The sequence below is a fragment of the Ureibacillus manganicus DSM 26584 genome (assembly GCF_000772945.1).
GTDB classification, from domain to species: Bacteria; Bacillota; Bacilli; order Bacillales_A; family Planococcaceae; genus Ureibacillus; species Ureibacillus manganicus.
In genome coordinates, this window is the sequence record NZ_JPVN01000002.1 from 193654 (window position 1) to 219728 (window position 26075).

Below are 26075 nucleotides of genomic sequence, written 5' to 3' on the forward strand. Positions count from 1 at the left end.
ACATTTATACTAATTCTTTTGCAGTTACTTCATATAATATTTTTCCTAAACGTTTGATCCCTTCTTCAATAACTTCTGGCGATGAATTCGTATAGTTTAAACGTAAAGTATTAACGTTTTCTTTACATGTATAAAATGGATCACCAGGCACAAAGGCAACTTTTGCATCCATTGCTTTATGGAATAATTCTAGAGCAGAAAGGCCTTCATCTAAAGTTACCCACATAAACATCCCGCCATCAGGTTTCGTATATTTTACAGTTGGTGGAAAATATTTATCCATCGCTTCTTGCATTGCACTAGCTTGTGCTTGATATAAATCTGTAATTTTAGCAATATGTGTGACTAGATCATTTTTAGCTAAATAGTCGTGTATTACAATTTGAGAGAAAATATTTGTATGTAAATCTGTTGCTTGTTTTGCAGTGTTTACATGATTCAATAATTCTTTATTTTTCGTAACCAAATAGCCTATACGAAAACCAGGTGTAACTATCTTAGAAAATGAACCTAGTATTACTGAATTTTCAAGTCGGCCTGCTCCAATGTATGGTAGCTTTTCACCTCTCCAGCGAAGGTCACCGTATGGATCATCTTCTATTAAAACAACATCAAAATTCTTCACAACTTCATAGATTGCCTCACGATTTTCTCGTGTATAAGTTATACCTGTAGGATTTTGAAAGTTTGGAACGGTATAAATAAATTTAATGTGCGGATTCTCTAATAGTGTTTGAGTTAGTTGTTCAACATTTAACCCTTCTTCTGTTAACGGTACAGGATAAAAAGTTGGTTCAGTTAAGCTGAACGCTTGCAGTGCACCTAAATAGCCAGGTTCTTCTACAATAATTCCTTCACCCTTATTAATAAGTACTTGGGAAATCATTTCTAAAGCTTGTTGTGAACCAGTTGTAATTAAGATATCCTCTGGCTCAATGGATATTCCGAAATTATTGTTATATTTATTTGCTATATATTGTCGAAGTGGTAAGTATCCTTCTGTCGTTGAATATTGGAATAATTTTGGGCCATGTTCTTCAATTGCATCATTAATTGTCTTTTGTAATTCAACTATTGGAAATGATATTGGATTAGGTAATCCCCCTGCAAATGAAATTACATCCTCGCTACTTGCAACCTTTAATATATTGCGAATAAATGAGGATGGTGTATTAATAATTTTATCTGAGTACTTCATAACTATTTCCTTCTTCCTGCGCTAATGATCGCTGAAAGGATTCTCTATATCCAAATCAGTGTTATATGATTTTATCAGACTATTACGAAAACTTCAAAGGGATATTTATCCAAATTTTTAGACAAAAAATAAGGCTGGGACATAAGTAAAAAAGGTACAATCCATCATTCAATTGGTATTGTACCTTTTTGATATAGCGACGTTCGTTTCCGATGCATGCTTCGCTTTCCGCAGGGAAGCCATGAGCCTCCGGGAGCTAAAGCTCTCCGGGGTCTCATGACTGCTTCTACGTCCTGCAGGACAAGGAATGCTTCATTGAATCATCATCGCAACGAGAAAATGCTTTAGCATTTTCGAGAGAGTCTTCGCATGCCTCGGAAGCGACGACTTTCTAATATGGCGTTAGCAGATTTTTATTATACGTAATACTGACTTTTGGTTGAAAATTATCTTTTGTCCCAGCCTCATATAAATATTATTTGGCTGACTATTTATTTAGCTGACAATTCACTTTCTTTAAACCACTTTTTGTGGGAAGTCCCTTGTGTAGAAATGTATTCAACCATATAAACAATGGTTTTTTCAGCTGTATCGATTTCACCTTCAGCTCCAAACATTCCTTCTTCTTGGTTTGTTTCAATAATAACTTCAGAACCAGGCACTAACATCTCCTCATCTATTCCCTGTAATTCCTCTTGAACGACCCACTTATGATTTTCTTCCCGGAAATCATCGTGGGTAGGTTGGTAGGATACGGAGTAGACGATTGTGTCAAAGGCACCTGTAATTGTCCCGTTGGATCCCTTCATGTCTTCTTCATGTTCTGCATTTATAGTCACTTCATCGCCAACTTTAAACTTTGAATTTTCTGCTACCTTCATACCTTCAGGAATTTCAGAAAGTGTCGCATTATTAGTTAATTCAGAATCCATCGTTTGATCCGTTTGATTTGATTGAGCTTCTTCGCTTGCCATATTTGCATCTTTGTTCGTCACATCAGCACCAGAATTTGCTGTGTTGTTTGTGTTATTTGTATCCCCACTTTTTGCATTATCGTTTCCACACGCAGCTAATAGTAATAATAATAAAAGAGACACTGCTCCGAAAATTAGTCTATTTTTCATGATGACCCTCCTAGAAGTTTTACGTTTCTATATTAAAAGGATTCAACATTTACTAACTTTCTATGCATGAGGATTCGTTAAAAAAGATGTTCAAAACGTTTTTGAACATCTTAATTTTTGACTTATTGTCTAATCATTACAGCATGTACCGTCTTCACTTATGTGGCCAGAACGTTGAATTTTAGTTTCTAAATAATTTCGATTATATTCAGAAACATCACCCCAAATAGGTTTTCTGCTCAAAAGTTCAAGTCCTGCATCCTTTAATGCTTCTAATTTTTTAGGATTGTTCGTTACAAGTGAAACTGGTTTTGTACGAAGTGCCTTTAACACATGGATAGCGTCATCATAATTTCTAGAATCATTTACAAAACCTAATGCATAATTTGCATCAACTGTGTCATACCCATTCTCTTGAAGTATGTACGCCATTGCCTTGCTAAATAAGCCGATTCCCCTACCTTCATGATTTGCTAGATAAAAGAGTGCGCCTGTACCATGCTCCACAATTCGTTTCATCGATTCTTTTAACTGATAACCACAATCACATCGTTTACTACCAAAAATATCACCAGTATGGCAAATTGAATGCATTCTAATGATTGCATCATCCTCATGTTCAAAATCTCCATAAACGAGTACGCTAGACTGTTGCATTTCAGCCAAATTCAAATCTGTTAATTTATCGATGATCTTTTCAAAATCCTCTGTCACTTCTTTACAATTTAACCAGCAATACCATTTCATCTTAATTGTTTCACCGTATAAATTGACTGGCAAGTTGACTGGACCTACTAAGTAAATACCGCCTTCATCTGTACGAATTAAAGTAATTTTTTCTTCTAATATCGGTAATACCTTCGCATCTAATTTGGTGTTTTTCACGGACAATTCCTCCCTTACATTAGTGTGGATTATTCGATTATTTTTATGTTTGTTTTGAAAATACACAGGCTTTTGTTTAAAAGTTTTCTCAAAAGGAGAACCCAATTCGTTTTATAAAAATAAAATAGTATATGTTTTTCATTAATCATTTGGGGTGTTTCTTATGGGAGCAATCAATGGCAAAGAATTTATCGATCGTATAAATAAATTGAAACCTGAAATTTGGCTTAATGGTGAAAAGATTGATGAATTAATCTCCGAACACCACGCTTTTAAAGGATTTATGCAATCAAAGGCGTCTCTTTATGATTTACAACATGATGACAAGGTAAAAGATGAAATGACTTTTCCTTCACCATTGACTGGTGATGCAGTTGGACTTTCTTATTTGCAACCAAAAACAATTGAGGATTTAAGAAAAAAAAGAAAGATGATGGAGCATTGGGCGAAAGCCACAAACGGTATTATGGGAAGAACTCCCGATTATTTGAATTCCGTTTTAATGAGCTTTGCATGCTGTGCAAATTATTTAGAAGGCAAAGAAAATTGTTTTCCAAATAACCTTCGTTCCTTTTTTGAGTATGCGAGAGAAAATGACATATCATTAACTCATACTTTCATTAGTCCTCAAGTAAATCGATCGCAAATATATATTGAAAATTCTAAAGAACCAATCGCAGCAAAGGTAGTCGGAGAAAATGAGCAAGGAATTATTATTAAAGGTGCACGTTTATTAGCAACACAAGGCGGATTAACTGATGAGGTTCTAGTATTTAGTGTAGGGCGTTTTCTTTTTAATGAAGATGAGGCTTTTGCCTTTGCTATTCCATCAAACACACAAGGATTGAAGTTCATTTTTAGGGACACCTTTTTAGGTGGAGAGTCTAATTTCGACCATCCACTAAGTTCAAGGTACGAAGAAATGGATTCCGTTGTCGTATTTGATAATGTACTCGTTCCTTGGGATCGGGTGTTTTATTATAACAATGCAGAGGTTGCCGAAGAATTCACACAACAAAGTGCATTTCATCATTATGCAAAACACCAGGTTCTTACAAGACAAATTGTAAAAACAGAGTTTCTGTTGGGAATTGCTGAACTAATAGTCGACACGATTAACATTAGCGAATTTCAACATGTACAAGAAAAATTATCCGAAATGATCATTGGGTTAGAAACAATGAAGGCATTGTTAGAAAAGGCAGAAAATGACGCTACTTTAGATGAATGGGGTTTTATTCGACCGAATATTATTCCACTGAAAGTAGCAAGTAACGTATTCCCTAAGATTTATCCGCGCTTTACAGAAATTATACAGTTGATTAGTGCAAGTGGAATCATAACATTGCCAACAGAAAAAGCATTCACTTCAGAAATAAGTAGAGATTTAAGTCTTTACCTTCAAGGTGCAAATCGCTCTGCATTAGATCGTGTAAAAATTTTTCGCTTAGCATGGGATTTGACGATGAGTTCTTTTGGAACACGACAAACTCAATATGAACGATACTTTTTCGGCGATCCGATTCGCATTGCAAGTGATTTATATAAGAGTTATCCAAAAGAAAAATATGTAAATACAGTGAGTCAGTTCTTGATCTTGAATATTGAAGATAAATAGAGGTTGTTACGGCGGGTTAGGGTATAGCTCTGCATTAAAATCTGTAGCGGGGGTTTCTTATGAATGGATTTCGGGACATCTCACCTTGTAAAAGATGTGCAGGTGTCACGAAAAACTTCTTTTCGCGACAACTCCTCTCAAAAACAAAAAACCGAACTACTATGAATCTCTAAATCTTAGAGCTTCATTGTAATAGTTCGGTTTTTATAATGTTGACTTTGCCAACTTTTTTTTAGATTACTTTCCCAATTGTATTTTCCATACACCGAAAAGTTCTACCCGATAATTAGTTACGGATTGTTTTTAAAGCTGTTGCCCAAGGAATAACTTGGTCTAACATATCGTTTACTGATTGTACTTGGTGTTCAGATGGTTTGAACTCATTACCATTTACAAAGTCAGTGAATAAAGATAAAGCTGGGTGTACACGTACGTCAGCAACTGATAATTCACCTAAAATTCCACGTAAATGTTCAGCTGCACGAGCTCCACCTACTGAACCGTAAGAAACGATACCAGCAGCTTTGTTGTTCCATTCTTCACGTAGGAAGTCTAATGCGTTTTTAAGAGCACCTGTAATTGAGTGGTTATATTCTTGAGTGATGAATACGAAACCGTCTTGTTTTGCAACTGCTTGTGACCAAGCTGCTACTCCAGAAGTGTCTCCGCCTGCTTCACCTAAAAATGGTAATTTGAAATCTGCGATATCGATGATTTCATATTCTGCATCTCCGCGTTTGTCAGCGATTTCTTTAACCCATGCACCTACTTGTGGACTTACGCGTCCGTCACGTGTTGAACCTAAGATAATACCAATTTTAACCAATGTATGTTCCTCCAATATTGTTGTAATTGTTTAGCATTGTGTGGTAAAAATATAATGCCTTGAATTCTAATATAATGAATTCGAGATAATATTATCACCTTAAATTTAGTCAGTCAACACATCTGCTTTTACAAACTTGCAAATAATCTTCTATTCTTTCATACACTTGTGTTAAAGAATGCTAAATTACATATTATTATTTTTGACTTATGTATAGAGGAAGCTTACTATTTCCTAAAAGATGTATTGTGACAACATTAATAATTTGTGTCCGAATGAGGTGCATGTAGAAAATGATTGATTACTTTCTTGAGCTAACAACTTTTCAACAAGTAATTTTCGCTACTATTTTTACTTGGGGTATGACCGCTTTGGGGGCTGCTTTAGTATTCACCACGAGAAAGTTTAGCCAACGCTATTTGGATTTTATGCTTGGATTTGCGGGGGGCGTTATGATTGCAGCAAGCTTTTGGTCACTACTTTCCCCTGCCCTAGAAATGGCTGAAGGTGGGAGATTTCCTGCTTGGGTTCCTGTTGCTATTGGATTTTTACTCGGAGGCTTGTTCTTATTTTCAGTAGACAAGCTACTACCACACCTTCATCCAAATGCACATATTAAAACTGCAGAAGGGATCTTACCTAAAAAAAGAAAAAGAAGCACACTACTTGTACTTGCCATTACACTTCATAATATACCTGAAGGTTTAGCAATTGGTGTATCCTTTGGTGCAGTTGCAATTGGTTCCCCTTCTGCTTCATTGGCTGGAGCTCTAGCACTCGCAATTGGAATAGGTATTCAGAATATTCCCGAGGGCGTCGCTGTATCAATGCCCCTACTAAGGGATGGAATGTCAAAAAGGAAAAGCTTTATGTTTGGACAGTTTTCTGGAATGGTCGAACCAATTTCAGCTGTCATTGGATTTTTAGCTGTGGCTTTTATTGCACCATTATTACCACTCGCATTAGCCTTTGCAGCTGGTGCAATGATTTTTGTTGTTGCCGAAGAAGTTATTCCTAGCTCACAGGAAAATGGCAATGAGGATTTAGCTGTTATTAGTTTAATGCTTGGATTTACAATCATGATGATTTTAGATGTTGCCTTAGGATGAACCAAAGAAAGGGTGTACAAAAAATATTGCATTTTCCGTACACCCTTTTAAATTATTGATAATTGTTGTTTTTGTTAAAATCTTTAGTGAAAAAATCAACTGTTTCCTTGTCCGTTGCGGTAGGATACTGAAATTTTTCTTTATACGTTTCGTGTCCTTTTCCAGTAATACAAACCCAATCTCCCTCATTTGCCAATTCTAATACTTGCTTAATTGCAATTGTTCGATCAAGAATTACAGCACCATGTAATTCATGGAGTGTTTGCTCCATTGACTCTTTAGTAGTTCCATTTAAATCATCCAGTGTTAAAAGCGTTAAATCACATAATTCCTTAGATATCTCCACCATAGGTTGTCTTTTCGTTTGATCTCGGTTTCCTCTAAATCCGAAAATATGAAAAATACGTTTAGCACCTTGTTCTTTAATCGTTTGTAAACACTGCGAAAAGGCATCATGTGTATGTGCATAATCAATGACAATTTTTGCACCTTTCGGGTGTGTGAGAATTTCAAATCTACCTGGAACTCCCGAGAATTGAAGTAGTGATTGAACAATACTCTCCTTTGTAATCCCTAATTCTCGCGCAGTTAATAGGGCCATAGAAGCATTAAGAATATTGTGTTTACCTAATACTTGCAAATGCAAATCAATGTCGTCTCCATCAAAACTTGTAAGTTTGCCAAAGCACGAATGCCATTCCTTCAATTGAACATTCTGCCCTAAAAGAATAACTTGCTTATTGTCTGCAATAAGTTGTTTTGATAACTTCGTCCCCCATAGGTCAAATCCATTAATAATTGCTTTTCCAGTAGGTTTTAGCTGTTCAAAAAGGGTTGTTTTTACATTAAAATAATCTTCCATATCATGATGGTAATCTAGATGTTCATGGTCTAGATTTGTAAACAAACAATAATCAAATTCAATCCCTTCAATTCTGTGTTGGGATATCCCATGGGAGGAGACTTCAAGTATTACAAAATCATCATTTGACTGGGCTAGTCGATTTTGTAATTCCAGTGCATCAGGTGTTGTATTAATAGAAGGTGTAACTTGTCCATTTACCTCATTATGTATGGACCCAAACAACGTACAAGTATTTCCCGCATCTTCGAGTATTTTCTTCAACATAAAAGATGTAGTTGTTTTACCATTTGTTCCTGTAATTCCAATTACAGTTTTATTCTTTGTTGGATTTCCATAAAACTGACATGCAATTTTGGCAAGGGCCTTTCTACTATTTTCAACTTGTATGTAAGGGATTGAATATTCACTAAGTTCGTTAGGTCCTATCTTCCCCTTCATAAACGTAGCGTCCTCTAATCTTTCTATTCCTAACTCATCAAGATTCTTTTCCCCAACAATTGCTACTGCACCGTTTCGAATTGCCTCCTCAATAAATTCATGACCATTCACACTTTCACCCGAAATTGCAATGAAAAGAGTGTTCTGTTCTACTCCTTTTGAATTTATCGATATTCCTTCAATTTTAAAAGAATGTAGTTTATCATCAATCTTTATTAAAGGTTCTAGTAATTTTGCTAAGTTCACTTTGTGGTTCACTCCTAAGATGCAAATCAAAAAAACAATCGACCTTTTCATAACTTATCTTTTTATTCTTTCCAAAAGATTTCATATTTTTCAAAGAAAACTGTCTTCAATAGAAATCTTTAAAAAATTTATCCTAACAGTACTTTTTTATGGTAATATATTTTTATTTTTAAAAATGAAATTAACCATTTGGAAAGAGGTTAAGTATGACAGAAACAATTCAGCGTCCTAAGGAAAAACTTGGACTATTTCAATTAACTTGGCCAATTTTCTTAGAGATTTTCTTATTCATGTTAATGGGGGTAGCTGACACATTCATGCTAGCGTCAGTATCTGATGATGCTGTCTCTGGTGTGGGAACGGCTAACCAATATATTCAGATTGCTATTTTAATTTTAGGGGTTGTTGGCAGTGGCGCTTCAATTGTCGTTTCTCAATATCTTGGATCACGTCAATATCATGAAGCTACAAAGATTTCAGCACTAGCGGTTACACTAAATATTTGTGTTGGGTTAATTATCTCCATTGTCTTCATTTTAACGTCAGATTATTTAATGAAGATGATGAATCTTCAAGGCGATGTACTTGAATATGCAAGTAGCTACTTAATTATCGTTGGTGGCTGCATCTTTTTACAGGCTATCATGACATCACTAGCTGCTATTATTCGTGTTCATGGATGGACACAGCAAACGATGTATGTATCACTTGGTATGAACATACTTCACGTCGTAGGTAACTACATATTAATATTCGGTAACTTTGGTGCACCAGAACTTGGCGTTCAAGGAGCCGCTATTTCAACAGTAGTTAGTCGCCTGCTTGCAGTATTCGTATTCATTTGGTTATTTTACCAAGTGTTAGAAGTAAAGGTACAGCTCAAAACATTCTTTACCTTTTCTAAAGACTATGTACGAAAAATTTTGTCTATTGGAATCCCAAGTGCTTTAGAGCAAATTATGTACCAGGTATGTCAAATTGTTTTCTTATACTATGTTACTTACCTTGGAACAGAAGCTCTTGCTGCTCGCCAATATGCAGTAAATATTTCAATGTTTACTTATCTTTTTGCAATGGCTATCGGTATGGGGACAGCCATTATTGTAGGACGTTATGTAGGTGCAGGTGAGCAAGATGCTGCTTATAAACAACTTTGGGGCAGTGTAAAGGCCGCAATGATTTTCACCTTAGTGATGGTAGCTATTGTAATGATTTTCCGGGAGCCTTTAATGGATGTATTTACTGATAATCCAGAAGTTATTCGTATTGGGGTTTCTGTATTATTATTAAGCATCTTACTTGAAACAGGACGTACAATGAATATAACGATCATCAATACACTTCGTGCAACGGGTGATGCACGTTTCCCTGTAAAAATTGGTTTTTTCTCGATGATCTGTATGAGTTTACCTCTAGGCTATTTACTTGTCTTTGTATTTGATTTGGGGTTAGTTGGAGTTTGGTTAGCGATCGCTGCTGATGAATGGTGCCGCGCAATTATCGTTTTCTTTAGATGGAAGAGTCGTAAATGGGAGCGTTATGCGTTAGTACCAGCAACATCTAAAAAATAATTACTAAATCTAAAAAAGCGCATTTCTGCGCTTTTTTGTTATAGCAAAATAAAACCTATAAACCGATTAATTGGTTTATAGGTTTATACATCTTTCTTTTCTTCAACTTCACCTTTACTTACGTCAATCGTTGATGTAGGAATCACATTATTCTTTATTTTTGAGATATAATTTACTGCTTGCTCATAAACTTTTTCCATTTTTTCTTCTAGGTAATTTGTACGTTCAAATAATACAAATCGTACATGATCGATTTGATGAATAATTTTATCGATAATCCCTTCCTGACCATCCACTCTAGTAAGTACTTCTTGTTGTGTGTCTTCCAGTTTTGTAAGTTTATCGGCAACTTGATGCTGCTGAACTATTTGTTCATCTATTTTATTTAGAATTTGTTCATTTGTCGAATTGACTAATTGGAATTGGCTCATAATCTCATCTTTAATTGATGAGATTATTTCTAATCTTTCTTGGATTCCCTCTTTTGCCTTAACAAGTTCATTTAATTCGTTTAGAACTTCCACTTGAGTGTTAGAAATTGTTTGTAACTGTGTTGTTAGTTCTTTTTTGTCCCTTTGTTCATTTTGAATAAGTGTTAGTAGATTTGATTGTTTATTCTCAAGTCTTTGTAACCATGACAGGATTTGTTTTTCTAATTTTTCATGCTCTCTATGAAGGTTTCTAAGCTCAAAGATTCGTTCTTCCATACCAGACATTTTTCTATTTTGTTGAAGATGAAATTTATCTTGGTTAATGTGTACCTTATCAATTGCTTTACTTATGGAATTATTAGAAGCCTTTTGCTCCTTAACGAATTCAGTAAATGCATTTATACAATATTCAACTTGGTTCGGCTCAATGAGCGCACCTTTGTTTTTAAAGACATCTGGGTGCTGTTTTTTATTTATAAACAATCCCACTTAAAAACACCCCCTATTTTCTTTTCTATAGTATGCAAATTCTCTAGGTTATGGCACAAAGGTTAAGATATATACAACAAACTCGGGTAAAAAGAAAAAAACACGACACATTATTTGTGCCATGTTTTTAATGGTTATCTACTGGTTGCTTCGGTAACGTTTGACTTAGTTTACAGTACTGTACAAATACTCTAGCCAATTCTCGAAGTCGATTTTGAATATCTTCATCAATTATTTCATCGTTTTTATCGAAATGGGATGAATGTGTATATACATAATTTGGAGTAACTAAACAGCGGAAGTAATCAAGTATTGGTTTAAATTGATTTTCAACGACAAGATGGTGTTGGTATGTGCCACCAGTTGCAACAATTGATGCTGGTTTATAACGTAATGCTTTAGGTGAAATCATATCTAACGCATTTTTCAATACACCAGGAATTGAAGCTTGATATATTGGTGTAGCAAAAATATATCCATCTGCATCTTCTATTTTTTGAATCATCATTTGCATATCCTCATTGAGTGGACTGCCATCTAAAATCTGATGTTTTAATTTTGAAAAGTATAATATTTCAAGTTGGAGACTACGATCATATTCCTGAATATATTGCTCAACTTGACGTAGTACTGCACCTGTTTTTGTACCAAACACTGTGCCGTCTACAAGTAGAATCTTCATGTTGTATTTCCCCTTCTATCTCTATTCCATTTTACTTCATTCAACTACTTATGTTGTTACTCGCGAGAGACTTATTATCACGCGCTTCTAATAGTAGTAAGAAGCACAAAGTGAATTCCCTTAAAGGATGCCACTTTTATTTCCATTTTAACAGATGAAACAAGTAAGGAATAGGAAACAAGATTGGAAAGAAAGAAAGTTCAGTCTTTTGTCTTAAATTTTAGCTTGTTATTCTTCCCTCATAATCCTACTTCTCACTATATTATTCCAAGATTTCTCTAAATTCTTCCCAACTTTGTTCACAATTTTTTTAAATTTTTCATTTTCTTTAGGCAAACTGCATACATTTTTAAAATCCAAAACTAATTTTTGAAAAGTAACATTTTCGTCAACGAGGAATGTTAAAAACAATTTCCCAAGGTAATTTACTATTTTTTACACATACTTTAGCAGTTTACACCATAACTTAGTATGGATTGGAAAGGATGGGATTCTCTTGAACAATAATACAGTGAAACTATCAGAAAAAAAGAAGATTGCTTTTATTGTAGAATATTGCCAAACGAAAGGACTTTACCCTCTTGAACGTGCTGCAACCCTTGCAAAATTATTGGACAAGGTAGAAACGGTTTCAGTATTCCTAAAAACTTCTAGTAATGATGGGGTTCAAATATTTGCAAATGAGCAAATTTCACCGATTTTATTTAACCATTACAGTGAGTTATCAAAGCATATCCGAAATCTACAACCAGACTTAATTGTTCAAGATGGGAAAGATACACTGATTGAACATGTAGAACAATTAAAACCTTATTGTAAAACACTTGTGCATTTTGATGACTTCGGAGAAGGTGCACAATTTGCAGATTGTAATATACTTGCTTTATTTGAAGAAGCAAAAGAAAATATGGCACAAAACATACTGGCTGGGCCATATGCTTTTGCTGTTACAGAAACAATTCGGAATATTTCTGAGTCACGAGCGTCAAACGAATTATCCAGCCCTCCCCACATCGTAGTTGCTTATGAAGATGGGGATGAAAATAATCTAACGTATCGCACTTTACGACATTTAACTCAATTAAACATTCCGTTAAAAGTAACGGTTGCGATTGACCGTGATTATAAGCATTCTGTAGAAGATTTACAAATGATGGTACTAACAAGACGTAATACGAAAATCTTTAAACATGAACGGGCATTAGAACAATTATTAACTGAGGCGGATATTGTTATTTGCAACGCTAGCTATTCTCCTTATAAAGTGGCTGCAGTTGGAGTTCCATGTATTACTGCGGCACAAAATGACCTAGAATTAAATAATACGTTCCCTAGAGAAAACCATGGATTTATTCATTTAGGTCTTGGTAGAAAAATGAAACAATCCAATATTCAAAATGCCGTAATGGAACTGTTATTACATGAGTCAAGACGCGAACGAGCAGTTCGTAAACAATTAGAATTAGAGATTGTTGATAACAATGAAGTATTAAAATCACTGTTATTAGACTTTGCATACGAACGTCATAATATGGTTTCTTTATAGTTTTCTAGTACAAAAGAATTACAATGTTTGTCAAACAGTCGACACCATCATTTTGTGTCGGCTTTTTTTATTACTAAATATTCAAAATTGAAATAATTTTTAGTACTATAGTAATTGAAGGAATATATTTACAAGGAGCTGGCGGAATATGGTAAACAACTTATCGGTATTAATCTGCGATGATTCGATGCTTATACGTAAAAAATTAAGATCTACACTTGAAAAATGTAAATGCGAAACAATTTATGAAGCTGAAAATGGTGTACAAGCAGTAGAAAAAGCGAAAGAATTAAATCCTGATGTTATTTTCTTAGATATTGTCATGCCTGACAAAGATGGTATCACTGCATTAAAAGAGATTAAAGCGATTAATCCAGATGTAAAAGTAATAATGGCATCTTCAGTCGGCACAAGCGATCACTTAAAAGAGGCACTTTCAAACGGCGCATATGACTTTATTCAAAAGCCAATTTCCCTAGACTCTGTTGCTCATATTATTGAGAAGGTTTTAAAGGAGGGAAATGAAAATGTTTAGCCAATACTTTGGTCATTACCTATTAAATCGTGGGTTAATTACACTTGATCAACTAGCAGATGCATTAGAATACCAAAAATCAGTTCATGTAAAATTTGGTGTCATCGCAGTTGATGAAGGATTCATGACAACTGGTCAAGTTGAGGAAGTTCATGAAAAACAAAAGCAAGTGGACAAACGTTTCGGTGAGATTGCTGTTGAATTAGGTTATTTAACAGAAGCACAAGTAGAAGCACTTATTTCAAATCAAAAACAAGGCCATCTATATCTTGCACAAGCCCTTGTTGATCGCAAGTATATGACAATCGATGAATTTGGAACTGCTCTTTCTGAATATAAAAAAGGTTTTAGCCTATCGGATGATCAGTTTGAAGCCATTCGAAATGGCAACATTGATACTTTAGTAGAAAACATTTTAAGCTCGGAAGATGTTAGCTTACAAGAAAAGTATGGCAAGTACATCTCTTTATTTGCCAAAAATATGATTCGATTTATCGATAGCCAAGTCTATTTAGAGGTTGCAGATAATAGTAGCTTAGAAAGTACTAATTGGTTCATTAGCCAAGATATCGTTGGAGAAGCATCTTTAAAAACTGGCTTCAGTATGAATGAAGATGCACTTTTAGCTGTAGCTTCAGTATATGCAGAAGAAGATTTAACTGTAGTGGATGCACTTGCAAAAGATGCAGTCAGTGAATTCCTAAATTTACATAACGGTATTTACTTAGTTAATATGTCTAATTGGGGTATTGAGTTAACGATGAACCCTCAACAAATACAGGAAAGCACACCACTTTACGAAGGTTCTCTAATCGTTAACGTTCATTCGTCTAAAGGGTCTTTCCAACTAGTACTTTCGTAATTTAAACTAGCTCTGTGTGAGGTTCACTCATACGGAGTTTTTTTATTTATGAAATCCTAATGTGTACACCTATCCCCTCTCCTATAATTGGGATTCATTTAATAATGAAATAGTTATCTATCCTATGTTAGAATAGAGTGATAAAATTCGTGATAAAGGGGTAACAAGTCATGATTACCAAAAAAGAACTTGAACAACAAATTCTTGAATTGAAAATGGACTATATGAATTTACAAGGTGATATGGAAAAGCTTGAACAAACAGGTCATGCTGGATCAGTAGCACAGGCTCAACAGCGCCTTGAATGTATGGAAAAACAACTTGCAGAACTAAATAAGCAACTAGCGGAGTTGTCATAACCCGCGTTTTTTTCTGTTTAAATTCGTTAGCCTATTAAAAAGTGTTACTTATGATTACTAATAGATTTATGCATAATGCATTCATTAATAAATTTAGAATATTTGGAGGAACAAATTGTTATGGCAATATTAACAGTTGAAAACTTAGGCCATTCTTTTGGGGATCGTACCCTATTTAAAGATGTATCTTTTCGTCTTGTAGAAGGCGACCATATCGGCCTAGTAGGGGCAAATGGAGTTGGAAAATCGACTCTAATGGGCATTATTACAGGTCAAACAATCCATGATACTGGTAAGGTTGAATGGTTACCAGGTACACATTATGGATATTTAGATCAACATACGGTATTAACAGCTGGACGTACTATGCGTGACATATTACGAGATGCTTTTCTACCTCTTTATAAAAAAGAAGAAGAAATGAACGAAATTACTGCAAAGATGGCCGACGCTACACCAGAAGAATTGGAAACATTACTTGAACAAATGGCTGATATTCAAGATGCTTTAGATGCTGGTGATTTTTACACTTTAGATATTAAAATTGAAGAAGTTGCTCGAGGTTTAGGTTTAGATGCAATTGGACTTGAACGCGATGTTGCTGCACTATCAGGTGGTCAACGTACAAAGGTTTTACTCGCAAAACTATTACTCGAAAAGCCGAAAGTATTATTGCTAGATGAACCTACAAACTATCTTGATGAGGAACATGTTACTTGGCTTTCAAACTATTTAAAGAACTACCCTCATGCATTTTTATTAATCTCGCATGACACAGAGTTTATGAACGGTGTTGTAGATGTTATTTTCCAATTAGAATTTACGAAGATGACTCGTTATACAGCAACTTATGAAAAGTTTTTAGAGTTAGCAGAAATTAATAAACGCCAACATATTGATGCTTATGAAAAACAACAAGAGTTTATTAAGAAGCAAGAACAGTTTATCGCAAAGAATAAAGCACGTTACTCAACTACTGGTCGTGCAAAATCTCGTGAAAAACAATTAGATCGTTTAGAAAGAATCGATCGTCCAGAGACGGCTGTCAAACCTGAATTTAGTTTTAAAGAAGCACGCACACCTGGCCGATTTATCGTAGAAGCTGAGAACTTAAGTATTGGATACAATAAAGATAAACCATTATTACCACCACTTACATTTACCATTGAACGTGGAGAGAAAATTGCCTTAGTCGGTATGAACGGTGTAGGGAAATCAACTTTACTTAAAACGATGTTAGGTAAAATACAACCACTAAGTGGAAAAGTAATACTAGGTGATTTTTTGAAGCCTTCTTATTTTGAACAAGAAGTAAAAGCAGACAAAATCACACCGATCGATGATGTGTGGAATGCTTTCCCAAGTTTGCAGCAAGCTCAAGTTCGAGGCGCACTAGCAAAAGCGGGCCTTAAAACGGACCATATTACGCGCCCACTAAACTCATTATCTGGTGGAGAACAAGCAAAAGTACGTTTATGTAAATTAATGATGGAAGATTCCAACTGGCTAGTATTTGACGAACCTACAAATCACTTAGACGTTGATGCGAAAGCTGAATTAAAACGTGCAATGCAAGAATTTAAAGGGACGATTGTATTGGTATCCCATGAACCTGAATTTTACGAAGGACTTGCAACGAAAGTTTGGAATGTACAGGATTGGTTCACGACTGGGAAAACAGATTTATAAGAATAGATTAAAAAACGCGGTAGTTCTGTGGGCTCTCCGCGTTTTTTTTATTTTTACATGCGGATTTTGGGGATTTATCGGACAGTTTCTCGGATTTATCGGACAGTTTAGAAGATTTACCGGACACTTTCGTAAAGTTATCGGACATTTAGTAAAACACAGCATCTGGAATGATATATATATGACATTCATGTTAAAAATAACACATGTAAGTAAGTATCCAAAAAATAATTTTGGGACATTTTCATTTCAAGTCAATTCGTTCTCTAATATCTCGCGGAATTATATACTTTTTATTTTTACTTGCCCCTTCTGATTTAAAGTTTAAAATTTTTAAAATGCGATAAGCAGTCTTCTGTGACGCTAAACCAATAAACTCTCTGAATTCTCTATTAGAAATACGATCCCCCCACAATAGTCGATAATCATCTAGCGCTTCTAACACTTCTTTATGAGCTCTGTTGTCACAACGTGGACATTTCCAACCTCCATGATGATAATTCATTACAACACAATAGTTACACTCACTACAAAGGACTCCTTTTTGAAGTTTTTCCCTATCAATATTGAATTCCCAGGGCTTATTGTTATGCATTGACTTAACAAGTTGTCCAATTGACATCATCTGCTCAACAGTAATCCTTTCATCTGTATGCTTTTCAATTAACTGATGTATTTTATACCGAAGTCCTACTACGTGAAATACTAGTACATCATTAAAGGGTAATTTCCCTAAAATTGATTTAGGATTTGCAAAAATCAATGCACTCTCAATGGGCATATCAATTCCTTTTTCTCTAATTTTATAAGTAACAAAATTTCTATGCCTTCTAACTTGATCAACCGGATTACTAAATCCTACAATATCGCCATCAAAGTTCTTCTTAATACACTGATGTGTCTTTTCATCAAACTCTATGAATCCCGAATAGTTCTTAATTTCAATCACAAGTACAAAATGCTGACATATAAAGATTGAATCTATTTCATGCTGAAATCCTGCTTCATTTTCAGTCATTAATCCGTACAAATAAACATGAGGTATTTGAATATTCATATCTAAATATTCTTTATCAACACGTTGTTCTCCAAATAACCCCGATTTAGCCCAAGCTAACTGTGTTTTATATTTATCATATTGGATATCATCTTTAGGAAAACGCCTTACAATTGCTTCTAATGCTTGCAATTTTGCTGACTCTGTTCTTTTTTTTTCACTCATTATCCTTCCCCCCTCACTTGTACATAGTATAAATTGTCTCGCTATTATCTATCAAACTCTGAAAATTCACTTTCAACCACATACTCTCACTTAAAAATCATTTTTCTAAATTCACAAATCTATCAACTTTAATTCATAATTTACTAACTTTTCCTTAGTTTTTGAAACTTTTTTTTAGAGACAACGTATATATTGTTATAGAAAAGGTTATAAAAAAAGTATGAAGTACTTTATTATGAATGATTAGTGAACACTATTGACTTACTTTTATCTTACCAGTAAGATATATGTATAACAGATTTATTTTACTTGTAAGCTTTTATAAACTTATGAAAGCGAGGAGTTATTATGACAGTTACAATTTACACACAATCAAGTTGTTCTTCATCTAGAAAAGCAATTAAATGGTTAAAAGAAAACAAAATCGATTTTGTTGAAAAACGCATTACTTCTCATCCACTTTCTTTAGCTGAATTTAAAAATATTTTGCGTATGACAGAAGATGGTACAGACGAAATAATTGCTACTAACTCAAATGATTTTAAAAATCTTAATATTGATATCGACCAACTTTCAATACAAGAGCTTTATGACTTAATTCAAAAATATCCACGTATGTTACGAAGCCCGATTCTATTGGATGCAAAACGTATTCAAGTTGGCTACAATGAAATGGATATTCGTCGATTTATTCCACGTAAAGTTCGCGCTTATGAACTTGTTGCAATGCAAAAGCTTGCAAGTCAAATGTAAAACATGATTAGCTTAGTGAAGAGACTTCCTTTGGATTTCTCTTTACTAAGCTATTTAATCGATGGGGGCTTCGCGTGTATGGATCACCAAAGATATGAAAATCTTACTTCTCTATTTGAAGTAGTTTCTTCTTTAGAGCGGAAATGGGCAAATGAATGGAACCAAAAAAATCACTTGGGCTTTTCAAAATCTCATATACTCTTGTTAGAATTATTATCTAAGGAAGGCCCGAAGCGTCCGTCTGTTATTGCAGAGCGCCTAAAAGTAACTACTGGTGGCGTTACGGTTTTAACTACAAAACTCATTAATTCAGGCTTTATAGAAAAAACACAAAGTAGTTCAGATCGCCGTTCTTCTCAAATTGCTATTACTCCAGAAGGCGAAAAGATTTTAGATGAATCGAGATCTCATGTAAGTGAAATGGTGAACTCCATGTTCGGTATGCTTACAAATGAAGAAATAAAAACATTACATACTATTTTTGAAAAATGTTTACTAAATAATAAGTGAAAAGGATAGTCATGAAGTGACACTTCATGGACTATCCCTTTTTTCTACTTTCCTCTCTCCCCTGCTGCTTCTAATGAAAAAAAAGAATTGCTCTTAGAGAACAATTCTTTCTAATTAAGCTGTAATTAAGCTGTTAAAACTCCATCAACCACTGAATCATCAGCTAACAATATTTCTTTCAATCTTGCTTTCGCACGGAATAAACGTGACTTTACTGTTCCAATTGACACTTTCATAAGATTTGAAATCTCAACTAATGAATATTGGTCAACATAGAAATACCATAACGTTTTTTGATAAATTCCATCGAGCATTTTCATCTTTTCCTGAACAATTTTTGTTACGGCTTCTTTTTCAACTTGTTCCTCAGTTGAAAGATCGTTATTAGGAACCAAATCTAAGATTGGAACGTCTAATGTTTCAGGTTGATGCATTAAGTACTTGCTACGACGAACATTTTTGCGATAGCGGTCACGGAAAGTGTTCATTGTAATAGTAGTAAGCCAAGCTTTCACATGTTCTACTTGGTAAACTTGTTCTTCGTTACGAACTACTTTTACCCATACTTCTTGCATCAGGTCCTCTGCTTCCTGTGCGTTACGTGTTAATTTTAAACATAAATGATATATATATCGGTTATATTCTTCATATACCCCAGCTAAATTTTTACTCATTTTTCGTACCTCCATATAAATTGACGTAATTTATATATCTTTCTACAGTTTCTATTTTGCCAAATAATTGTATTACATCCCATCGCATTAGCTTTCAATTTCATTACATTGATGTAAGAATTCAGTATCTTAGTACTAACAATATATTACAAATGAAGGAATCTTCAGAATTCTACATGCAATCGGCACTCTGAAAAATGCCGTACAACTACGTTTCTGTTATACTGTTTTTACTATGGAAATTTGGAAATGAGGGAATTTAATGAGTCATTTACAATTGTTGGATGAATATTTCACACAACATCGAGAAAAACATTTAGAAGAACTTAAGGAGTTTTTACGTATCCCAAGCATTAGTTCACTATCCGAACATAAAGAAGATATGTTAACAGCTGCTAACTGGTTAGCTGAAGCTTTGAAAAAGTTAGGAATCGAAAACGTTTCAGTTGATGAAACAAAAGGCCACCCTGTTGTTTACGGCGACTGGCTTCATGCTGAAGGAAAGCCGACAATTCTATTTTACGGACACTATGATGTGCAACCAGTAGATCCATTACACTTATGGGAATCAGAACCTTTCAATCCTGAAATCCGTGATAATAAATTGTTTGCACGTGGTTCTTCAGATGATAAAGGACAAGTATTCATGCATTTAAAAATGATTGAAGCACTTTTTGCAACCGAAGGCACACTTCCTGTAAATGTTAAATTTATCTATGAAGGCGAAGAAGAAGTTGGTAGTCCTAATCTTCCTGCCTATGTTGAGGAAAATAAAGAAAAGCTTGCTGCTAATCTTATTGTAATTTCTGATACTGGGCTATACGCACCTGGAAAACCAGCAGTGTGCTATGGACTTCGTGGTCTAACTGGCGTTCAAATTGATGTTCGTGGTGCAAAAGGAGATCTTCACTCAGGCCTTTACGGCGGTGGTGTTCAAAACGCAATTCATGCCTTAGCTGAAATATTAGCATCATTCCGTAATGAGGATGGACAAATTTTAGTAGATGGTTTTTATGATAAAGTTCTCCCTCTTACAGACGAAGAACGACAAGCTTATCAAGAACTAAACTTTGACGAGGATGCATTAAAAGCAGAAATTGGTGTAAATGAATTATTCGGGGAAAAAGGATATTCATACTTAGAACAAACTTGGGCTCGTCCTACTCTTGAAATAAATGGTGTTTTTGGTGGGTTTTCTGGTGAAGGAATTAAAACCGTATTACCTGCTGAAGCTGGTGCAAAAATTACTTGTCGCTTAGTACCTAATCAAGATCCAGAAGAAATTGTTGAGTTACTTCGCAAGCATATTCAAAAACATCAGCCTGCTGGCGTAGAAATTACTGTATCTGAATTTGACAAAGGTGCTCCTTATATTACACCATTTGATCACCCTGTAATCCAAGCAGCTGGTCGTTCATATGAAAAAGTTTACAATGTCCCAACTGCGTATACTCGTGGTGGTGGTTCAATTCCAATTGTGGCTGCTTTCGATCAGATTTTAGAGTTGCCGGTGGTGTTAATGGGCTTTGGACTAAATAGTGAAAATTTCCATGCGCCAAATGAACATTTCCACTTAGAGAATTTTGATAAAGGTCTTCGTGTTCTCGGAGATTATGTACATGAGGTTTCAAAACTATCTTTATAATATTTCTCTAAAAATTAAATACATTAACGCAAAAAGTCGACCCTGTTACCAGAGTCGACTTTTTGAACTAACCTTTTTAAAGCAATATATAATTATAGGGGAGGTTATATATCTTGTCGAACAAGCTTTACTAAGGTTTATTGAGCTTAACTAATCACTTTTACTAAAGAGCGATCATTTCATATCAGTTACATTTGTAACCTTTATGATGATATTAGTTTATCATTGATACTTATGACTAGGAATAGTTTTTTCTTATATGTCACATTTTTATCATATTTTTGTTCACAATTTCGAAATAAATTGTTATATAACATATCAATCAAAGTATCTTTTCCCTAGAATAATTTCTTAAATGCCGAAAAAATGCACTTTATAAGAAATCCTGTCCCACAAACTGTTATAATTGTTAATTACTCACCAATTGTTTATCATAAAATTTTGACTTTTCATTAAATTAATTATCCTATCTGATTCTTTTTTGCACAAAAAATGAGCATAAAACATAAATGTTTTACACTCATAAGTTTTTTTAACTAATAATCATAGCTACTATTGAATAAATAATGACAGTAGCAAATTCAATTGTCATAAATAGTAAAGAATACACAAACATTTTAGTTGCCCATGTTTTCCCTTCCATTTTATGATAGCCTACAAAACTCAACCACAACCAAATTACCGCTAAAAGTAAGGAAACAAGTGTCAGTCCCCAACTAATTGGTACAAATAAGAAACTTGTTAATGTTAGGATCACTAAATAGATGTTCGTTTGAATGTAAGTTCTGCGAATTCCTTTAACAACCGGTAACATTGGGACGTCTGCTGCAGAATAATCATCTTTCTTACGAATCGCAATTGCATAAAAATGTGGCATTTGCCAAATGACCATTATAAAAAATAGTGCCCACGCTGCTGGATGCCATATGTCTGGAGCAACAGCTGCCCATCCGATTAATGGCGGCATTGCACCAGAAATACTACCAACTTCAGTATTCCAAATCGTTCTCCGCTTTGTCCACATTGTATAAGGAACAACATAGAAAAACACTCCAAGAAATCCTAAAAGAGCAGCAAGCAATGTTGTAAACGACAAAATTACAAGACCTGCTATCAACAAGATCGTTGCAACAATCATTACGAATTTCGCGTCTAATTCACCGGTAACAGTCGGACGAGTTTTAGTACGCGCCATTTTCAAATCGATATCACGATCATAAAGATTATTAAATGCTCCAGCAGCACCTATGATGAATGCACTTCCGATAATTGCAAAAATGATATTTGGGATGTTTTCAACAAAATCTAAATTATAAGTATATAAAGCAAGCATTAAGGCGGCAATCATTGGAATTAAATTGGACTTAATAATTCCGGTCTTAACTGTTTTTGCCCACAAATCCATATAGTTCTGCATAATCAATCATATTCCCTTCACTAACAAACACAAATCGTCAAAATAGCACATGATTCTATCATAACATTGATTTATGGTATACAACAATTATATAACTCTTAGGATTTTGCGATTTTTGTAGATATATTGTCGTTTTTAGATTTTTTTCTCAACATTTACCATTTACCATGTTAGTACTTCTTCTGCAACAACTAATCCAACTAGTTTATTTTTATTCCAAATATCATCCCAGTACTTTAATGGAACAAATGATTCCTTTATGTGTGGAGCAATTTCCATAGTAATACCTGGCAATTTGTACGTCATTATAAACCAGTCAGCAGAAGCACCTGACCCTGTATCTCCTGTAGGTTTCATAATCCGATAGCCTGTTACTTTACTCAATTTTTTCGCAAGAGTTAGATCTCTTTTTAATTGCTCTCCCACTTGGTGGTGGTAGTAATAAATTACTGACCCAGAGCTATGATAAGTAATATACGATTTAATGATTCGTTGTGCGATAAAATCCCTTAAAGCTCTTGCTTCAGGTTCTGTAAAGGGACCTTCTCCTTTATAATCTTTATAGGCTGGAAACTTCACTGTTTTCTTAGTTACCCACCCACCATCAAAGTTCCGATTTAAGTCCACACCGTGTATATTTGCTTTCCATCGATTAAAGTTTACACTCCCATAGTTCATAATGATTTGTTCTGGTAGTACACTAAGACCCGTTTGTACAAGTGTGACACCATCTGGATTCATCATTGGCACAAACCAAATACTTACCTTGTTCAATAATTCTTTTACATCAAATTCACCAATTTTTGAACTCTCATCATAAGCCTTTATATATTCATCCATCATTTCAAGTAACACATTTGTCGTCATATGTTCCCTTCCATGCATGGAGGCATCCATTAAAATTTCTAAATCACCTTTTCCTATTTTGAGCGCGTATAAATTTCTCCCTTGAACTGATGTTCCAATTTTCATCAACTCAGTAAAATCTGGATAGAGCAAAGATATTACCTGTAGAATGTATTCCATTTCATTGTAACTAATATTCTTTTTTGGATTTACTAGATTTATATGACGAAAATCTGCCAAATCTATAAACATTTTCTTTCCAAACAGTTGTATAACACCAAGATTTTCTTCAACAGAGTGTAAAGTAACATCGTTTCCTATTTCAATAGTTGCTACGACATCACCACTTTCACTTCGAACTTGCGCATCCCTTTTTGCAGTAAGGATTGAACTATTCCCTGTTGAATCAAATGGAAGCTCAAGCGTTGGTTTCTCATTTGTTGATTTCATTGCAAACTTAGGAATATTGTACTGAATATTTCCAACTTCAACGGTAAAAAATATATCTGAGATAGTTGTTGGTGTTAAAACTAATCCAGATTCTAATGTCCCCATTTTCTTTAAACCCGTTGCTTCGGCTATATAAAATGGTGTCGGTTCAATCACTTTACCATTCCCCCCTGAATAGAAAGGAATCATATTATCAGTCGTAATGCCAATATCTTCAGTAGCTACTACAAAATTATTTTTCCAAAGGACAAATACTAAAACTAGCCAGACAAACAAAATTTTTTTGATCATTAAATACACTCCAAAAAATAAAAAATAAAAGAGAACTGCCTTTAAGACAATTCTCAATTATTATTTTCTATAAATAATCACTTATTCGCTACTTTAGGATTTACTAATATTTACTTCATTTTTTTGATAGTGATCATGCTTCTTATCAATCCATACACATGCAGCTTTTAGCAATGGGATAATAATGATGAAGACAAAAAGTAATCTAAACATTTGGAATACAGTTACCACTGATATATCTGCTCCGACCGCAGTAGCAAGTAAACTCATCTGATCTAATCCACCTGCTGCTGTACTTAAAAAGCTAGTTGGTAAAGAGTATTTAAATAAATAGGTTACCAATAGTCCTTGTAAGTACGTGATAAGTATTAATACGAGTGCACTTGATATTCCTAACATAAGTACCCTCGAACCAAGTTTTAGCATATGCGGTTTTAATAGAAGGCCAATATATGCTCCAATACAAATTTGTGCAATATGCAATAACCAAATGGGTATCTCAGGAGTAGATACACTCGTTAGTTGAAGCATTATAGTTAACAATACTGGGCCTAAAAAGAATGAAACAGGCAATTTAACTTTTTTGCCAACTATCGCACAGAAATAGGCAACGGTTATAAGAACGATTACTGGTAATAATGTTTGTATAGTAAACCCTACATTCTCACCCGTATCACTGATTACATGTCCTGAAACAATAAATGGAACAATTAAAACAATACATATTATCCTAATCACATGAAAATATGTGACTATGGCAAGGTTAATTTCTTTTTCTTCTTCTGCAAAGGCTACAATTTGAGATAGGCCCCCAGGAACTGTGCAAGTAAGAGCTGTTTTGAAAGATATCTTCCCTAGTTTTTCAAGCGCATATGCTAGTACTACCGAAAGCAATGCAAGTGAAATGTTAAGAGCAAACATAAACCCAATAATCCAGCCCATTCCAGTAAACAGATCGAATTGAAAGGATTGTCCAATTGCTACCCCTACAACAACTAGGCCAAAATTTCGAAAGGACGCTGACCACACTAAGTCTATTTTTTTTATTATGAATTGACTAAGCAATACAGCAACTAACGGTCCTAACATCCAAGGTAATGGCAAATTTAAGCTTTTAAAAATGAATACCCCAATTAAACTAATGGTCATGACTAAACCCATTGAAATAATTTGCAAAATGAAACCCCTTCTTACTCAGTCTTCGATTCGTTTTTTCTTCTACCTCCAATAATACAGAAAATGGGTTTATTAATCTATGAATACAATTCACTTTATATCTACTTTTAGTTTCTATATAGGCATTTACCCTAGTACATTTGTGCACTTCATTGCATTTAATACTACAAGACCTTTACTTTTGCATCGTGTCAAAATTGAAAAGGAGCGAAGTATTGTGGAAGATGAACACAAAAAACAATCAGAAGATATTGCTTGTATTTCAATCATTCATCAAAACCTTGAGATAGAAGCAATTGTTCAAATTAAGCCAAGAGTAATTATTGGGGATGATTTTTCATTAGAGTGTGGAGATTATATAATTTGTAGAATCGACGAAGATCCTAAGCAAAAAGTTCGTAATAAAAATGTCCATAATTATAAATATGGGAAAACACCACATCTTGAAAAAGACGATGACTGTACATTTTTAATTAAACAAGAACTTTGTTTAAGAATTCCATTAATATTCTCAGCTAAGGCTGTGGTCAAATCAGAGAAAGCGGTGTGTTTAGATACGCATGTAGAACCTTCTACAGATTGTGAAGAAGATTAAAAACAGACAGCTCATCGCTGTCT

Annotated in this window: 24 protein-coding genes; 12 read left to right on the forward strand and 12 right to left on the reverse strand. The window is 34.4% G+C overall.

Going from position 1 to position 26075, the window contains the following annotated elements; all coding sequences use genetic code 11:
- Positions 1 to 4: 4 nt before the first annotated feature.
- From CD29_RS02460 to CD29_RS02470, 3 genes are all read right to left on the reverse strand, one after another.
- Complete coding sequence (locus CD29_RS02460; RefSeq protein ID WP_036182467.1) at positions 5 to 1198, reverse strand: aminotransferase-like domain-containing protein; 1194 nt, start codon at positions 1196 to 1198, stop codon at positions 5 to 7.
- Positions 1199 to 1689: 491 nt separating this feature from the next.
- A complete protein-coding gene (locus tag CD29_RS02465) occupies positions 1690 to 2322 on the reverse strand; it encodes a YdhK family protein (RefSeq protein ID WP_036182469.1) in 633 nt (210 codons plus the stop codon).
- 129 nt (positions 2323 to 2451) lie between these two features.
- The gene (locus CD29_RS02470; protein WP_036182471.1) at positions 2452 to 3207 is read right to left on the reverse strand and encodes a GTP cyclohydrolase II; all 756 of its coding nucleotides are present in this window, start codon (positions 3205 to 3207) and stop codon (positions 2452 to 2454) included.
- 163 nt (positions 3208 to 3370) lie between these two features.
- Here CD29_RS02470 and hpaB point away from each other — a divergent pair, with 163 nt between their 5' ends.
- Positions 3371 to 4825, forward strand: coding sequence for a 4-hydroxyphenylacetate 3-monooxygenase, oxygenase component (gene hpaB / locus CD29_RS02475; protein WP_036182473.1), 1455 nt, complete (start codon positions 3371 to 3373; stop codon positions 4823 to 4825).
- A 286-nt stretch (positions 4826 to 5111) separates the two neighbouring features.
- Here the strand turns inward: hpaB and CD29_RS02480 are convergent, their stop codons facing one another.
- Positions 5112 to 5651 carry an NADPH-dependent FMN reductase gene (locus CD29_RS02480; protein ID WP_052123958.1) on the reverse strand — a complete coding sequence of 180 codons (540 nt, stop codon included), beginning with the start codon at positions 5649 to 5651 and terminating at the stop codon, positions 5112 to 5114.
- Between the two features lie 293 nt (positions 5652 to 5944).
- Here CD29_RS02480 and CD29_RS02485 point away from each other — a divergent pair, with 293 nt between their 5' ends.
- Positions 5945 to 6760 carry a ZIP family metal transporter gene (locus CD29_RS02485; protein ID WP_036182477.1) on the forward strand — a complete coding sequence of 272 codons (816 nt, stop codon included), beginning with the start codon at positions 5945 to 5947 and terminating at the stop codon, positions 6758 to 6760.
- A 52-nt stretch (positions 6761 to 6812) separates the two neighbouring features.
- Here the strand turns inward: CD29_RS02485 and CD29_RS02490 are convergent, their stop codons facing one another.
- Positions 6813 to 8309, reverse strand: coding sequence for a UDP-N-acetylmuramoyl-L-alanyl-D-glutamate--2,6-diaminopimelate ligase (locus CD29_RS02490; protein ID WP_052123959.1), 1497 nt, complete (start codon positions 8307 to 8309; stop codon positions 6813 to 6815).
- A 206-nt stretch (positions 8310 to 8515) separates the two neighbouring features.
- Here CD29_RS02490 and CD29_RS02495 point away from each other — a divergent pair, with 206 nt between their 5' ends.
- Positions 8516 to 9880: an MATE family efflux transporter gene (locus tag CD29_RS02495; protein ID WP_036182479.1), complete on the forward strand. Its 1365-nt coding sequence runs from the start codon at positions 8516 to 8518 to the stop codon at positions 9878 to 9880.
- A gap of 83 nt (positions 9881 to 9963) precedes the next feature.
- Here CD29_RS02495 and CD29_RS19520 read toward each other — a convergent pair whose 3' ends face one another.
- Positions 9964 to 10800 (reverse strand): hypothetical protein, encoded by an 837-nt coding sequence (locus tag CD29_RS19520; RefSeq protein ID WP_052123960.1) that lies wholly within the window; start codon positions 10798 to 10800, stop codon positions 9964 to 9966.
- 127 nt (positions 10801 to 10927) lie between these two features.
- Positions 10928 to 11482: an NADPH-dependent FMN reductase gene (locus CD29_RS02505; RefSeq protein WP_036182481.1), complete on the reverse strand. Its 555-nt coding sequence runs from the start codon at positions 11480 to 11482 to the stop codon at positions 10928 to 10930.
- Positions 11483 to 11993: 511 nt separating this feature from the next.
- Here CD29_RS02505 and CD29_RS02510 point away from each other — a divergent pair.
- The 5 genes from CD29_RS02510 to CD29_RS02530 all read left to right on the forward strand — a co-directional run bounded on the left by CD29_RS02510 (position 11994) and on the right by CD29_RS02530 (position 16473).
- Positions 11994 to 13028, forward strand: coding sequence for a PseG/SpsG family protein (locus tag CD29_RS02510; RefSeq protein ID WP_088322087.1), 1035 nt, complete (start codon positions 11994 to 11996; stop codon positions 13026 to 13028).
- A gap of 148 nt (positions 13029 to 13176) precedes the next feature.
- Entirely contained in the window at positions 13177 to 13563 is a 387-nt protein-coding gene (locus CD29_RS02515) for a response regulator (RefSeq protein WP_036182485.1), read from the forward strand.
- A complete protein-coding gene (locus CD29_RS02520) occupies positions 13556 to 14425 on the forward strand; it encodes a hypothetical protein (RefSeq protein ID WP_036182487.1) in 870 nt (289 codons plus the stop codon). Before CD29_RS02515 ends, CD29_RS02520 begins: the two co-directional genes overlap by 8 nt.
- A gap of 170 nt (positions 14426 to 14595) precedes the next feature.
- A complete protein-coding gene (locus tag CD29_RS02525) occupies positions 14596 to 14784 on the forward strand; it encodes an SE1832 family protein (protein WP_081976115.1) in 189 nt (62 codons plus the stop codon).
- 120 nt (positions 14785 to 14904) lie between these two features.
- On the forward strand, positions 14905 to 16473 hold the full coding sequence (locus CD29_RS02530) for an ABC-F family ATP-binding cassette domain-containing protein (protein WP_036182489.1): 1569 nt from the start codon (positions 14905 to 14907) through the stop codon (positions 16471 to 16473).
- A gap of 244 nt (positions 16474 to 16717) precedes the next feature.
- Here CD29_RS02530 and CD29_RS02535 read toward each other — a convergent pair whose 3' ends face one another.
- Positions 16718 to 17695, reverse strand: coding sequence for a nuclease-related domain-containing protein (locus CD29_RS02535; protein ID WP_036182491.1), 978 nt, complete (start codon positions 17693 to 17695; stop codon positions 16718 to 16720).
- A gap of 348 nt (positions 17696 to 18043) precedes the next feature.
- On the opposite strand from CD29_RS02535, the gene spxA reads away from it, so the two are divergent.
- Both spxA and CD29_RS02545 read left to right on the forward strand, forming a co-directional pair.
- Positions 18044 to 18448, forward strand: a complete 405-nt coding sequence (gene spxA / locus CD29_RS02540; RefSeq protein WP_036182493.1) for a transcriptional regulator SpxA — start codon at positions 18044 to 18046, stop codon at positions 18446 to 18448.
- A gap of 78 nt (positions 18449 to 18526) precedes the next feature.
- Complete coding sequence (locus tag CD29_RS02545; RefSeq protein WP_036182495.1) at positions 18527 to 18958, forward strand: MarR family winged helix-turn-helix transcriptional regulator; 432 nt, start codon at positions 18527 to 18529, stop codon at positions 18956 to 18958.
- Positions 18959 to 19083: 125 nt separating this feature from the next.
- On the opposite strand, the gene CD29_RS02550 is transcribed toward CD29_RS02545, so the two are convergent.
- Positions 19084 to 19632, reverse strand: coding sequence for an RNA polymerase sigma factor (locus tag CD29_RS02550; protein WP_036182497.1), 549 nt, complete (start codon positions 19630 to 19632; stop codon positions 19084 to 19086).
- A 262-nt stretch (positions 19633 to 19894) separates the two neighbouring features.
- On the opposite strand from CD29_RS02550, the gene CD29_RS02555 reads away from it, so the two are divergent.
- On the forward strand, positions 19895 to 21277 hold the full coding sequence (locus tag CD29_RS02555; RefSeq protein ID WP_036182499.1) for a dipeptidase: 1383 nt from the start codon (positions 19895 to 19897) through the stop codon (positions 21275 to 21277).
- A 532-nt stretch (positions 21278 to 21809) separates the two neighbouring features.
- Here CD29_RS02555 and cyoE read toward each other — a convergent pair.
- The 3 genes from cyoE to CD29_RS02575 form a co-directional block, all read right to left on the reverse strand.
- Entirely contained in the window at positions 21810 to 22694 is an 885-nt protein-coding gene (gene cyoE, locus CD29_RS02565) for a heme o synthase (protein WP_036182599.1), read from the reverse strand.
- 162 nt (positions 22695 to 22856) lie between these two features.
- Entirely contained in the window at positions 22857 to 24281 is a 1425-nt protein-coding gene (locus CD29_RS02570) for a M14 family zinc carboxypeptidase (protein ID WP_052123961.1), read from the reverse strand.
- 93 nt (positions 24282 to 24374) lie between these two features.
- Complete coding sequence (locus CD29_RS02575; protein ID WP_052123962.1) at positions 24375 to 25457, reverse strand: AbrB family transcriptional regulator; 1083 nt, start codon at positions 25455 to 25457, stop codon at positions 24375 to 24377.
- Positions 25458 to 25674: 217 nt separating this feature from the next.
- Here CD29_RS02575 and CD29_RS02580 point away from each other — a divergent pair, with 217 nt between their 5' ends.
- Positions 25675 to 26052: a hypothetical protein gene (locus CD29_RS02580; protein ID WP_036182503.1), complete on the forward strand. Its 378-nt coding sequence runs from the start codon at positions 25675 to 25677 to the stop codon at positions 26050 to 26052.
- Positions 26053 to 26075: the final 23 nt, after the last annotated feature.